The following is a 12,994-nucleotide window of genomic DNA, read 5'->3' as shown; positions in this document are numbered from 1 at the left end:
CATATGGCTCGGATTGGCGAGAGCACGGATCTGCTGAAGTGTTCTTTCTGCGGAAAGAGCCAGAAGCAGGTGCGCAAGCTCATTGCCGGGCCAGGTGTCTACATCTGCGATGAATGCATTGAACTCTGCAATGAAATCATCGAAGAGGAACTGGCCGAAGTAGCAGACCTGGGCAGTTTCGAGCTACCGAAACCCCGCGAGATCTTCGACTTCCTGCAGGAATACGTCATCGGCCAGGAACCGGCCAAACGTTCCCTCGCCGTCGCCGTTTACAACCACTACAAGCGGATCCAGTCGGGCCACGCCCCGAAGGCCGGCAGCCTCGCCGAAGGCGGGCACCACGACGACGTTGAGATCGCCAAGTCCAACATCCTCCTCATCGGGCCCACCGGCTGCGGGAAGACCTACCTCGCCCAGACCCTGGCCCGCCGGCTGAACGTCCCGTTCGCCGTCGCGGACGCCACCGCGCTTACCGAAGCCGGTTACGTGGGCGAGGACGTCGAGAACATCCTCCTGAAACTCATCCAGGCCGCCGATTACGACGTCAAAAAGGCCGAGCAGGGCATCATCTACATCGACGAAATCGACAAGATCTCGCGCAAGAGCGAAAACCCGTCCATCACCCGGGACGTGTCCGGTGAAGGCGTCCAGCAGGCCCTGCTGAAAATCCTGGAGGGCACCGTTGCGTCCGTTCCGCCGCAGGGTGGCCGGAAGCACCCGCACCAGGAATTTATCCAGATCGACACCACCAACGTCCTCTTTATTGTTGCTGGTGCGTTTGCCGGCCTTGAAGAAATCATCGGCTCACGCTCCGGCCGCAAGGGCATCGGCTTCGGCGCCCCACTGAACGAAGCCAGCAAAAAAATCGATTCCTACGGTGAGGTCATGCCGGAGGACCTGCTGAAGTTCGGCCTGATCCCCGAATTCATCGGCCGCCTCCCCGTGATCACCACGGTCTCCAACCTGGACCGGGACGCCCTGATCCAGATCCTTTCCACACCCAAAAACGCCCTGGTGAAGCAGTACCAGAAAATGTTCCAGATTGACGGCGCCGAACTGGTGTTCGACGACGCCGCCCTGGATGCCATCGCGGACCAGGCCCTGGACCGGGGCACCGGCGCCCGCGGCCTGCGGGCCATCATGGAGGAAGTCCTCCTGCCCGTGATGTTCGACCTTCCCAGCCGGGAGGACGTGGCCAGCGTGGTGATCACCGCTGACGTTGTGCTGAAGGGCGCCGAGCCAACCCTCATCCAACACGTCACCAAACGCCGCAAGTCCGCCTGACCGGTTCAACCCCCACATCAGTTGTGGCTGCCCCCTGCGCAGCCGCCCGTTACTGAAGGACCTTCCCATGACTGAATCCGCCAAAAACACTGCCGACTTCTGGTTCGATCCGCTGTGCCCGTTTGCCTGGATCACCTCGCGCTGGATCGGCGAAGTCGAAACCGTCCGCAACATCGAAACTAAATGGCACGTGATGAGCCTTGCCGTCCTGAATGAGGGCCGGGACCTGGACCCCAAGTACCGGGCGTCCATGGACAACGCGTGGGGAATGGTCCGGGTCATTATTGCGGCCCGGGAAGCCCACGGCGAATCCGTGGTCAAGGCCCTTTACGATGCCATGGGAACGCTGATCCACGAAGGTGGGGAGAAGGACCGCTCCCTGGTCATCACCAAGGCGCTGGCCGACTGCGGCCTCCCGGCCGGCCTGGCTGACGCTGCGGATACCGACGCCCACGACGCCAAACTCCGCGCCAGCCACGAAGAGGGCATCTCCCTGGTGGGCCAGGACGTTGGCACCCCCGTGGTGGCATTTAACGGCACCGCGTTCTTCGGCCCTGTCCTTACCCGCATCCCGCGTGGCGAGGACGCCGGGAAACTCTGGGACGCCACAACAGCCCTGGCAGGCTTCCCCTACTTCTTCGAACTGAAGCGCAGCCGCACGGAAGACCCGCAGTTCGGCTAAACCACCGCCACCCAACTGACTCGCAGTTGTTGTCGTTTTGAGCCCTCATAACGACAACAACTGCGAGTCAGTTGGGGCACACGGGCCCCGGCAGAACTACTCTCGTGTAGTTCTGCCGGGGCTCTTGCCATTGGTCCAGGGCAGGATCACAATTGCAGGTACCACCTTCGAAAGAGGGAGGACGCAGGAACCAAAGATCCAGTGATATGCATCTGACGCAGCCCTTGGCACAGCCGGATGCAAGCTGCCAGTGACGTGGCAGGAAGACCTGGAAATCGGCGGATCCTGCCAGACCATCAAGCGTCACCGGATGGCCGAAAAGTCGAAGCCCCACCAACGGCAAAACGCTGATGGGGCTTCCCCTTTGCCCGGATATACCCGGAATGAACCGGCTCAGGCCTTGGCGGGCTCCTCGGTGGGCGCCAGCTCCACGTCGGTGACCGTGAGTTCGCCGTCACCCACCACCAGCGTGATGTCGCGGGCGTTGGAGGCTGCCTTGAGGTCCTGCAGGCCGGCTTCCAGCTGGGCGGTCAGCGCTGCGGAGGCGGAGATCGTGGCAGCGAGTACTTCCGTGCGCTGCTTGACCTTGGCCTCCGACTTGGCCTTGCGGACGCCGCTGAGCGCGACCCCCACCGTGGCCAGCATGGTGGTGTCCCCCCCGGGAACCTCCAGTGCGGCCGGCCACGGCGCGCGGTGCACGGAGCCGGTGCGCCACCAGCCCCAGACCTCTTCGGTGGCGAACGGCAGGAACGGGGCGAAGAGCCGCAGGAGGGTGTCCAGCGTGGTGGCCAGCGCCGCGAGCACGGAAGCCTGCTCGGTTTCGCCGGCAGCACCGTAGGCGCGGTCCTTGATGAGTTCCACATAATCGTCCGTGAACTGCCAGAAAAAGCTTTCCGTGATCTGCAGGGCACGGGCGTAGTCGTAGTTGTCGAAGGCCTTGGTGGACTGCTCCACCACCGCGGCAAGCTGCGCCAGCAGGGCCCGGTCCAGGGGGTTGGACAGGACGGACAGGTCACCGGTAACGACGGAGTCCTCCGTGGCACCCAGGTTCAGGACGAACTTGGAGGCGTTGAGCAGCTTGATGGCCAGGCGGCGGCCGATCTTCATCTGCGCAATTTCGTAGGCCGTGTCCGCTCCAAGCTTGGCGGAGGCGGCCCAGTAGCGGACCGCGTCCGAGCCGTAGTCGTTCAAGACGTCGGTGGGAACCACCACGTTGCCCTTGGACTTGGACATCTTTTTGCGGTCCGGGTCCAGGATCCAGCCGGAGATCGCCGCGTGCTTCCACGGTGCCGTGTTGTGCAGCGCGTCCGCGCGGACGGCCGAAGAGAACAGCCAGGTCCGGATGATGTCGTGGCCCTGCGGACGAAGATCAAACGGGTACACCTTGGCCAGCAGGTCCTCGTCCCGGCTCCAGCCGCCCACAATCTGCGGGGTGAGCGATGAGGTTGCCCAGGTGTCCAGCACGTCGGCGTCGCCGGTGAAGCCGCCGGCAATGTCGCGCTGGTCTTCCCGGTAGCCCGGCGCGGCGTCCGCGGCGGGATCCACCGGGAGCTGCGCATCGGCCGGCAGGATCGGCGCGTCGTAGTCCGGGTTGCCGTCCGCGTCCAGCGGGTACCAGACGGGGATCGGCACGCCGAAGAACCGTTGGCGGGATACCAGCCAGTCACCGTTCAGCCCGGAGATCCAGTTCTCGTAGCGGGAGCGCATAAATGCCGGGTGGAAGTCGATGTCCTGCCCGCGGCCGATCAGTCGTTCGCGGCGGTCGGCATCGCGGCCGCCGTTGCGGATGTACCACTGGCGGGAGGTGACCACTTCGAGGGGCTTGTCGCCCTTTTCGAAGAAATTCACCGGGTGCATGATCTTTTTGGGTTCGCCGTCCAGCAGGCCGGCTGCGGTGAGCAGTTCCACAACGCCTTCCTTGGCGCTGAAGACCGTCTTGCCGGCAATCTTTTCGAAGGCCTCCCGGCCGCCCGGGGTGGTGATCCACTCAGGGGTGTCGCCGATGATGCGGCCGTCGCGGCCCACGATGGCCCGGGTGGGCAGCTGCAGTTCACGCCACCAGGTGACGTCGGTCAGGTCACCGAAGGTACACACCATGGCGATGCCGGAACCCTTGTCGGCCTTGGCCAGCGGGTGCGGGCGGACTTCTACCTCGACGCCGAAGACCGGGGACGTGACCTTCTTGCCGAACAGCGGCTGGTACCGTTCATCGTCGGGGTTGGCCACGAGGGCGGCGCAGGCAGCCAGGAGCTCGGGGCGGGTGGTCTCGATGTAGATTTTGTCGCCGTCTTCGGTGAAGAAGGGGTAGCGGTAGTAGGCGCCGGCAACTTCGCGGTCCTCAAGCTCGGCCTGGGCCACTGCGGTGCGGAACGTGACGTCCCACAGGGTGGGTGCCTCGGCCATGTAGGCGTCGCCGTTGGTGAGGTTGGCCAGGAAGGCGCGCTGGGACACTGCCCGGGAGTTGTCATCGATGGTGCGGTAGGTCAGGTTCCAGTCCACGGACAGGCCCAGGGTCTGGAAGAGGTTCTCGAAGACCTTTTCATCCTCAACTGCCAGTTCCTCGCACAGTTCGATGAAGTTGCGGCGCGAGACAACGTCGAAGTCGCGCTGGTTTTTGGCGGGCTCGGCCGGCGGGCGGTACCCGGCGTTGTACGGAATGGCCGGGTCGCAGCGGACGCCGTAGTAGTTCTGCACGCGGCGTTCGGTGGGCAGGCCGTTGTCGTCCCAGCCCATGGGGTAGAACACGTTTTTGCCGGTCATCCGCTGGTAGCGGGCCAGGACGTCGGTCTGGGTGTAGGAGAACATGTGGCCGACGTGCAGGGAACCGGAAGCCGTGGGTGGGGGAGTGTCGATCGAGTAGACCTGCTCCCGGGTGGTGTCGGGGTTGAACTTGTAGGTTCCTTCGGTGAGCCAGCGCTGCGTGAGGGCAGCTTCGAGGCCTTCGAGGGCCGGCTTGTCCGGAACGTTGATGGGCGCGGTGGTGGGCGTGTCTGTACCCTGTTTATCTTCAGCCATGTGCCAATTGTTCCATGCTTGCCCGGAACGGAGCGGCGTTGCGCCGGCCGCCGGGCGGCAGCGGGCCCGGTTCATCGGGCGACACACTTTTGCGGGCCCCCGTTAGGGTGGTGCCATGACTGACGAATCACAGAACAGGGCAGCCCTAGTGACCGGTGCCAGCACGGGAATCGGCGAGGCGACAGTCCGCGCCCTCCGCGCACAGGGCTGGACGGTTTTCGCGGTGGCCCGCCGCGCTGACCGGCTGGCGGCGCTCCAGGACGCCACCGGCGCCATCGCCGTTCCCGCGGACATCACCGCGGACGACGACGTGTCCCGGCTGGTTGCCCATGTCACCGCTGCCGGGGGCATCGATACTTTGATCAACATCGCAGGCGGCGCCCGGGGGGCGGACCGCATTGCCGACGCGGGCACGGAAGACTGGGAATGGATGTACCAGGTGAACGTGGTGGGCACCATGAAACTCACCCGCGCCTTCTTGCCCATGCTCCGGGCCACGGGGCAGGGAACGGTGCTGAACCTGACGTCCACTGCCGGGCTGGTGGCATACGAGGGTGGTGGGGGCTACAACGCGGCCAAGTTTGCCCAGCACGCCATGACCGGGGCCCTGCGCCTCGAGGAGGCTGAGCACAACGTCCGCGTGATCGAGGTGGCCCCTGGGCTGGTCTACACCGAGGAGTTTGCCCTCAACCGGCTCGGCGACGAGGCTGCCGCAGCCAAGGTCTACCAGGGCGTGGAAAAGCCGCTCACCGCCGACGATGTGGCTGACGTGGTCCGGTATGCCGTCAGCGCGCCGCACCATGTGAACCTGGACCAGATCGTCATCCGTCCCGTCGCCCAGGCGGCAAACCACAAACTGATCCGCAAAAGCTGAGCCGACCGCTGTGCTTACAGTGGCCACGGGCGGATCAGGGGGCCGGCAGCACCAGATCCGCCACCAGGCCGGCATGGTCGGTGCCGGGAAGGATGAAGCTCTCGACGTCTGTCACCTTCACCCCGGCACTGACCAGGATGTGGTCCACGGCGACGAACGGTGGCACCTCCGAGTTCACCGGCCAGGTAGGCGCCAGGCCCTTGCCCACGGCGTGGGCTGCGTCCGTGAGCCCGCCAGCCAGCAAGGCCCGGAACTCACGGTGGTCGGCGCTGGAATTGAAATCGCCCAGCAGTACCGTGGTACCGGCCGGCCCCTGCGCTGGCAAGGTCCCCAACTGGCGCAGCTCCTGCCGCCAGTTCCAGATGAGCCCAGGGCGCGGTGACTGGACGTGGACGGCGGTCAGCTTCACCGGGGCATCCGTTCCGGGGATTGAGGCCACTGCCCGGCTTTGATGGAATTCCGTTCCCGGGACCCGCCGGCGGGGTTCCATGGCGTACTTCGAAAACAATCCGCTGCCCACCCCCACCCAGTCAACGTCCACTGACCGGTAGGGGAACAGGTCAGCCACACCCGCTTCCACCAGGGCTTCCAGGCCCTGCGGCGCCAGCTCCGGAAGGGCCAGGATGTCTACCTCCCGGTTCCGGGCTTCTGCCAGGAGCCGGGCGGCGTCCACCCCTGACTCGCCGACATTGAGGGTCATCACCCGAAGGCCAGGTCCGGGTCCCGGCCCGGCAATCTGCACCGGGCGGGCCGCCCGGGTTGCCGGGATGGCCCGGGGCAGGACAAGGGCTGACTGGGCCATCAGCAGGGCAGCCAGCAGGAGGGCCAGGACAAGCTGGCCGCCGGCCCGGTGGTGGCGCCTTGTGCCTGTCCACACCGCCAGCAGCGCCAGGCCCAGGGCAGCCGCGGTGAAGGGCAGCGTGGCGGGCAGCGCCGAGACCAGCTGGATCCACGGCGTGCCCACCTCCCAGGGAAAGAGCCGCACCCCCAGGAGGAGCGAGCCCGGCAGGCCGAACAGCACCGCGCCGGCGGCTGCCGTGGCGGATGACCAGCCCAGGACTGCAGGCAGCGGTTTCCCCGGCGAGGGCAGCGGGGACCCAAACGTCTCCATGGCCCCAATATTTGTCCACAATTGCCCACAATCCCGGACAATTGCGGCAATCTTGCGCCAGCGGTCCGGGAAATGGCCACGGATGCGGCAGGAATAGTAGACTGGGCAACGGCTATGACCCGGCAATCACCGGTGAGCTTCCGGAAGAACGCGCAACCGGCCCGGTTCGGGTTGGCAGCGCCGGTAGAACCGGACGGGTAAGCCCGTCACAGCAGTAATGAGTGGCCGGCGCTCCGGCTGTTCCCCAGGGAACAGGCTGCGCCGGTAAGTGAGGTGGTACCGCGGTTCACGCACGGTCTTCAGGCCATGCGGCAGCCGTCCTCGCATCCTGAACGGAACCGCCCGGCGACTGCCGGCGGCTCGCCACGCTCAACCCAGGATGTCGAGAATGACGAATTACCCCAAGGCCTCAGCCGTCAGCAGCAACGGCAGTGCAGGCGTGTCCGCGTCCGTGAAGTTCCCGGAGGTCGAAGAGCGGATCCTGAAGTACTGGGAGCAGGACGGCACCTTCCAGGCCAGCATCGATGCGCGCAGCGCCGACGCCCCCGGCGGCGCACCGGGCAGCAACGAATTCGTTTTCTACGACGGCCCGCCCTTTGCCAACGGCCTGCCGCACTACGGCCACCTCCTCACCGGGTACGCCAAGGACCTGGTGGGCCGGTACCAGACGCAGCGCGGTAAGAGGGTGGAGCGCCGCTTCGGCTGGGACACCCACGGGCTGCCGGCCGAACTCGAGGCCATGAAACAGCTCGGCATGACCGACAAAACCCAGATCGAAGCCATGGGCATCGACAAGTTCAACGACGCCTGCCGGGCCTCCGTGATGAAGTACGCCGATGAATGGCGCAACTACGTGACCCGCCAGGCCCGCTGGGTGGACTTCGACAACGACTACAAAACGCTCAACGTGGAGTACATGGAGTCTGTCCTTTGGGCCTTCAAGCAGTTGCACGAAAAGGGCCTGACCTACAACGGCTACCGCGTCCTGCCGTACTGCTGGAAAGACGAGACGCCGCTCTCCAACCATGAGCTGCGGATGGACGACGACGTCTACAAAAACCGCCAGGACCAGACCGTCACCGTCACGTTCCCCATCCTTGCGGGGGAGTCCGCCCTTTCCCGCGCGCTCGACGGCGTCCAGGCCCTTGCGTGGACCACCACCCCCTGGACCCTGCCCACCAACGCCGCGCTCGCCGTCGGCCCTGCCATCACGTATGCCGTCCTGCCGGCCGGCCCCAACGGCATCAAGGCCGCCGCTCCGGACGCCCCCGTGTCGGGCAGCTTCCTGCTGGCCGCGGACCTGGTGGGCGCTTACGCCAAGGACCTTGGCCACGAAAACCACGAGGCCGCGCAGGCGGCCGTGGTGTCCACCCACACCGGCGCCGAACTGGCGGGGCTGGCCTACCGGCCGCTGTGGGATGACTTCAGCGACACCGAAAAATACGGCACCGAGAACGCCTGGCGCATCCTGGTGGCGGACTACGTCACCACCACCGACGGCACCGGCATTGTCCACCAGGCTCCTGCCTACGGTGAGGACGACCAGAAAGTCTGCGAAGAGGCCGGCATCCCGGTGGTCCTCTCCGTGGATGAGGGCGCCAAATTCCTGCCCCTGTTCCGCGGCGGCGACCTGGACGCCATCGTGGGCCTGCAGGTTTTCGAAGCCAACAAGCCCATCACCCAGGTGCTGCGCGCCCAGGGCCGCCTGGTCCGCCAGGCCAGCTACGAGCACAGCTACCCGCACTGCTGGCGCTGCCGCAACCCCCTGATCTACCGCGCGGTGTCGTCCTGGTACGTGGAGGTGACCCAGTTCAAGGACCGGATGTCCGACCTGAACCAGGACATCAACTGGATCCCCGGCAACGTCAAGGACGGCCAGTTCGGCAAATGGCTGGCCAACGCCCGTGACTGGTCCATCAGCCGTAACCGCTACTGGGGCAGCCCCATCCCCGTCTGGCAGTCCACGGATCCCGAATACCCGCGCACCGACGTCTACGGCTCCCTCGCCGAGATCGAGGCCGACTTCGGCCGGCTGCCCTTGAACAAGGACGGCCAGGTTGACCTGCACCGCCCGTTCATCGACGAACTGACCCGGCCCAACCCGGACGATCCCCGCACCCCGGAGCAGGGCCAGTCCGTTATGCGCCGTGTTGAGGACGTCCTGGACGTCTGGTTCGACTCCGGCTCCATGCCCTACGGGCAGGTCCACTACCCGTTCGAAAATGAAGCCTGGTTCGACACGCACAACCCTGCCGACTTCATCGTCGAGTACATCGGCCAGACGCGCGGCTGGTTCTACATGCTCCACATCCTTTCCACCGCCCTGTTTGACCGGCCGGCCTTCCGCAACGTCATCAGCCACGGCATTGTGCTCGGCTCGGACGGACAGAAAATGTCCAAGAGCCTGCGGAACTACCCTGACGTGTCAGAGGTCCTGGACCGCGACGGATCCGACGCGATGCGCTGGTTCCTGATGTCCAGCCCCATCCTCCGCGGCGGCAACCTGGTGGTCACCGAGCAGGGAATCCGCGACGGCGTCCGGCAGGTCATCCTGCCCCTCTGGAACGTCTACAGCTTCTTCACGCTCTACACCAACGCAGCAGGCGGCGGCGCCGGCTACGACGCGAAGCTCCGGTACGACGGCTACACCGACACGCTGGACACCTACCTGCTGGCCAACACCGGCGAGCTGGTCCGGAACATGACGGCGCAGCTGGACACCTACGACATCTCCGGTGCCTGCGACGAGCTCCGCAGCTACCTCGACATGCTGACCAACTGGTACGTCCGCCGCAGCCGCCAGCGGTTCTTCGACGAGGACCAGGACGCGTTTGACGCCTTGTTCACCGCCCTGGAAACCGTGTCCCGGGCAGCCGCGTCGCTGCTGCCCCTTGTATCCGAGGAAATCTGGCGGGGCCTCACCGGTGGGCGCTCCGTGCATCTGGCCGACTGGCCGGATGCCGCCCTGTTCCCGGCCAACCCCTCGCTGGTAGAAGCGATGGACCGGGTCCAGCAGATCTGTTCCACCGGCTCATCCCTGCGGAAAGCGGCGAACCTCCGTGTCCGGCTGCCCCTGCAGGAACTGACGGTGGTGGCGCCCGGCGCCGGCGCCCTCGCAGGATTCGCCGGTGTGGTAGCCGATGAACTGAACCTCCGCTCCGTCCGGGTCCTCGACGCTGCCGACGCCTCACCGCAGGAATTCGGAATCGAGCAGAAACTGGTGGTCAACGCCAGGGCAGCCGGTCCACGGCTGGGCAAAAACGTCCAGGTGGCCATCAAGGGCGCCAAGTCCGGCGACTGGTCAGTAGACGCGGCGGGTCTGGTGGTGGCAGGTGGCCTGGCCCTTGAGCCGCACGAGTACACGCTCGAAACCGTGGTGGCAACGGCCGACGGCGGCGCGGCAGCAACCTCGGCCGTGGCGGTCCTGCCCGGCGGCGGTTTTGTGGTGCTGAACACCGAGGTCACGCCGGAACTGGAAGCCGAAGGGCTGGCAAGGGACATGGTCCGCGCCATCCAGCAGGCCCGGAAGGACGCCGGACTTAATGTCAGCGACCGGATCCGGACCGCGGTGTCCGCACCGCAGCGCGTCGTGGATGCGCTGTTGGCCAACGCCGAACTGGTCAAGGGCGAGACCCTCACCGTGGACCTCACGGCAGAACCCGCAGATGTTGATGAACCCGCCGTTGTGGTGGCCAAGGTGGAGGTCTAGGACATGACTGACGAATTTTCCGTAGAGAGCGTTTACGCCGAACTGCTGGGCCGTGCGCCCGAGAACAAGATGGAACCCCGGCTTGCGCCGCTGTTCCGGGCCATGGACGTCCTGGGGGAGCCCAATAAGGCGTACCCGATCATCCATGTGACCGGCACCAACGGCAAAACCTCCACGGCGCGGATGATCGAATCCGTGCTGCGGGCCCACGGCCTGAGCACCGGCCGCTACACCAGCCCCCATCTGACCAAGGTCACCGAACGGATCAGTATCGACGGGCACCCCGTCCCCGATGAGACCTTCGTCCGGATCTGGGACGAAATCAGGCCGTACCTGGAAATCGTGGACGCCGAGTTGGAAGCAGACAACCAGCCGCGGTTGACCTACTTCGAATGCCTCACCATCCTGGGCTTCGCCATCTTCGCCGACCAGCCCGTCAACGTGGCCGTCATCGAAGTTGGCCTGGGCGGCATCACCGACGCCACGAACGTGGGCGACGGCCAAGTCTCCGTGATCACGCCGATCTCACTGGACCACACCGACCTGCTGGGCGACACCACCGGCGACATCGCCCTGGAAAAGGCCGGCATCATCAAGCCCAACGGCTACCTCATCAGCGCCGCCCAGCCGTTGGACGCAGCCCAGGTCCTGCTGGAAAAGGCCCGCGACACCGGCGTTCCGTTCCGGTTCGAGGGCGTGGAGTTCGGCGTTGAGGACCGCACCGTTGCTGTGGGCGGCCAGATGGTCACCGTCCAGGGCATCGCCGGCCGGTACCCGGACCTGCTGGTCCCGCTGCACGGGGCGCACCAGGCGCAGAACGCAGCGGTGGCCGTCGCCGCGCTGGAGGCGTTCTTCGGCGGGGAAAAGGAGCTCGACTTCGAGGTCCTGCAGGAAGGCTTCGCCGCTGTCACGTCGCCGGGCCGGCTGGAAGTGGTGCGCACCGCGCCCACCATCATCGTGGACGCTGCGCACAACCCGGACGGCATCAAGGCGTCCGCCGCTGCCATCCAGGAAGCCTTCACCTTCACCCGGCTGGTTCCGGTGGTGGGTGTGCTCAAGGAAAAGGACGCCGAGGAGATCCTCCGCCAGCTCAAGGAGTCCCTGGGCGGGGAAGCCGAGGAATTCTGCTTCACGCAATCAAACTCCCCGCGTGCGGTTCCCGCAGCCGAACTCGCCGAGCTGGCCATCGAAATGGGCTTCGGTGAAGACAAGGTGCATGTGGCCGAAAAGCTGGACGACGCCATCGAATGGGCAGTCGAACGCGCCGAAGCCAACGATGACCTGTCCGGCGCCGTCCTGGTGACCGGCTCCATCACGTTGGTGGCTGAAGCGCGGATCCTGCTCGGGAAGACGGAGGCTTAGCGGTGGCCAAGCTGACCAAGGCGCAGCGCGACTGGCGCCCGGGCATGCCCAAAAAACGCCGGTCCACCAAGGTGATGTTCGCTTCCACGGTCCTGCTCCTGGAAGCGTTTGTGATGTTCTTCGCCACCCTGGCCGTATTCGGCCTGCGGCGGGCGGAGTTCGCCCCCGGCCTCATCCTGGGCGTGGGCATCGGCCTGAGCGTGGTGATGATCCTGGCCTGCGCTGTCCTGCGCAAACCCTGGGGCATCGGATTGGGCTGGGTCCTCCAGCTGGTCCTGATCCTGACGGGAATCTTCGAGCCCGCCATGTTCCTGGTAGGCGTGCTCTTTGCGCTTGCCTGGTGGTACGGGATCCGGACCGGCACCCGGCTGGACCGGGAAGCAGCCCAACGGGCGCGCGACCAGGCCGAATGGGAAACAGCCCACCCGGACCAGGCCGCCGGATCCAGCCCGCCGCAGTCCCCGTAGACTTATCCCGAAACCCCCACCAACGCATTGGAGCAGTTGTGACTACAGAGCGCACCCTCGTCCTGATCAAGCCCGACGGCGTCGCCCGTAACCTGACCGGCGCCGTCCTGGCCCGGATCGAAGCCAAGGGGTACACCCTGCTGGAGCTGAAGAAGGTCGAAGCCACCCGCGAACTCCTGGAGCAGCACTATGAGGAGCACGTGGGCAAGCCCTTCTACGAGCCGCTCGTGGAATTTATGCTCAGCGGGCCCGTTGTGGCGGCCATCTTCGAAGGCCACCGCGTCATTGAGGGCTTCCGCTCACTGGCGGGCACCACCGATCCCACCACCGCGGCCCCCGGCACCATCCGTGGCGACTTCGGCCGGGACTGGGGCCTGAAGGTCCAGCAGAACCTGGTGCACGGCTCCGATTCGCCCGAGTCAGCCGAGCGGGAAATCGCGATCTGGTTCTAAGTCCCCACCTGCCCGTCCCGCGAGATGACACTTAAGGC

General features: G+C 65.8%; 9 protein-coding genes. 7 read left to right on the top strand and 2 right to left on the bottom strand.

Annotated features, from left to right (window positions below; all coding sequences use genetic code 11):
- The first annotated feature begins 3 nt into the window (after positions 1-3).
- Positions 4-1,284 (top strand): ATP-dependent Clp protease ATP-binding subunit ClpX, encoded by a 1,281-nt coding sequence (gene clpX / locus ACU18_RS06510; RefSeq protein ID WP_050684726.1) that lies wholly within the window; start codon positions 4-6, stop codon positions 1,282-1,284.
- A gap of 67 nt (positions 1,285-1,351) precedes the next feature.
- Positions 1,352-1,966, top strand: coding sequence for a mycothiol-dependent nitroreductase Rv2466c family protein (locus ACU18_RS06505; protein ID WP_050684725.1), 615 nt, complete (start codon positions 1,352-1,354; stop codon positions 1,964-1,966).
- Between the two features lie 393 nt (positions 1,967-2,359).
- Here ACU18_RS06505 and valS read toward each other — a convergent pair whose 3' ends face one another.
- Positions 2,360-4,981, bottom strand: coding sequence for a valine--tRNA ligase (gene valS / locus ACU18_RS06500; protein WP_050684724.1), 2,622 nt, complete (start codon positions 4,979-4,981; stop codon positions 2,360-2,362).
- A 115-nt stretch (positions 4,982-5,096) separates the two neighbouring features.
- Here valS and ACU18_RS06495 point away from each other — a divergent pair, with 115 nt between their 5' ends.
- The gene (locus tag ACU18_RS06495; protein WP_050684723.1) at positions 5,097-5,855 is read left to right on the top strand and encodes an SDR family oxidoreductase; all 759 of its coding nucleotides are present in this window, start codon (positions 5,097-5,099) and stop codon (positions 5,853-5,855) included.
- 34 nt (positions 5,856-5,889) lie between these two features.
- Here ACU18_RS06495 and ACU18_RS19585 read toward each other — a convergent pair whose 3' ends face one another.
- Positions 5,890-6,966, bottom strand: coding sequence for an endonuclease/exonuclease/phosphatase family protein (locus tag ACU18_RS19585; protein ID WP_050684722.1), 1,077 nt, complete (start codon positions 6,964-6,966; stop codon positions 5,890-5,892).
- A gap of 388 nt (positions 6,967-7,354) precedes the next feature.
- On the opposite strand from ACU18_RS19585, the gene ileS reads away from it, so the two are divergent.
- From ileS to ndk, 4 genes are read left to right on the top strand one after another with little or no spacing between them, the layout of a single operon-like run.
- Positions 7,355-10,675 carry an isoleucine--tRNA ligase gene (ileS, locus tag ACU18_RS06485; RefSeq protein WP_050684721.1) on the top strand — a complete coding sequence of 1,107 codons (3,321 nt, stop codon included), beginning with the start codon at positions 7,355-7,357 and terminating at the stop codon, positions 10,673-10,675.
- A gap of 3 nt (positions 10,676-10,678) precedes the next feature.
- Positions 10,679-12,037: a bifunctional folylpolyglutamate synthase/dihydrofolate synthase gene (locus ACU18_RS06480; RefSeq protein ID WP_050684720.1), complete on the top strand. Its 1,359-nt coding sequence runs from the start codon at positions 10,679-10,681 to the stop codon at positions 12,035-12,037.
- A gap of 2 nt (positions 12,038-12,039) precedes the next feature.
- Positions 12,040-12,504, top strand: coding sequence for a DUF4233 domain-containing protein (locus tag ACU18_RS06475; protein WP_050684719.1), 465 nt, complete (start codon positions 12,040-12,042; stop codon positions 12,502-12,504).
- Between the two features lie 38 nt (positions 12,505-12,542).
- Complete coding sequence (ndk, locus tag ACU18_RS06470) at positions 12,543-12,956, top strand: nucleoside-diphosphate kinase (protein WP_050684718.1); 414 nt, start codon at positions 12,543-12,545, stop codon at positions 12,954-12,956.
- The last annotated feature ends 38 nt before the right edge of the window (positions 12,957-12,994 follow it).

The sequence above is a fragment of the Arthrobacter sp. ZBG10 genome (assembly GCF_001238605.1).
In the GTDB taxonomy this organism is placed as follows: Bacteria; Actinomycetota; Actinomycetes; order Actinomycetales; family Micrococcaceae; genus Arthrobacter.
This window is presented reverse-complemented; position numbering and strand designations above follow the sequence as displayed.

What these genes read in the sequence shown, in the direction of transcription:
- clpX (WP_050684726.1), top strand. Translation starts at nt 4, where the DNA reads ATGGCTCGGATTGGCGAGAGCACGGATCTGCTGAAGTGTTCTTTCTGC.
- ACU18_RS06505 (WP_050684725.1), top strand. Translation starts at nt 1,352, where the DNA reads ATGACTGAATCCGCCAAAAACACTGCCGACTTCTGGTTCGATCCGCTG.
- valS (WP_050684724.1), bottom strand. Translation starts at nt 4,981, where the DNA reads ATGGCTGAAGATAAACAGGGTACAGACACGCCCACCACCGCGCCCATC.
- ACU18_RS06495 (WP_050684723.1), top strand. Translation starts at nt 5,097, where the DNA reads ATGACTGACGAATCACAGAACAGGGCAGCCCTAGTGACCGGTGCCAGC.
- ACU18_RS19585 (WP_050684722.1), bottom strand. Translation starts at nt 6,966, where the DNA reads ATGGAGACGTTTGGGTCCCCGCTGCCCTCGCCGGGGAAACCGCTGCCT.
- ileS (WP_050684721.1), top strand. Translation starts at nt 7,355, where the DNA reads ATGACGAATTACCCCAAGGCCTCAGCCGTCAGCAGCAACGGCAGTGCA.
- ACU18_RS06480 (WP_050684720.1), top strand. Translation starts at nt 10,679, where the DNA reads ATGACTGACGAATTTTCCGTAGAGAGCGTTTACGCCGAACTGCTGGGC.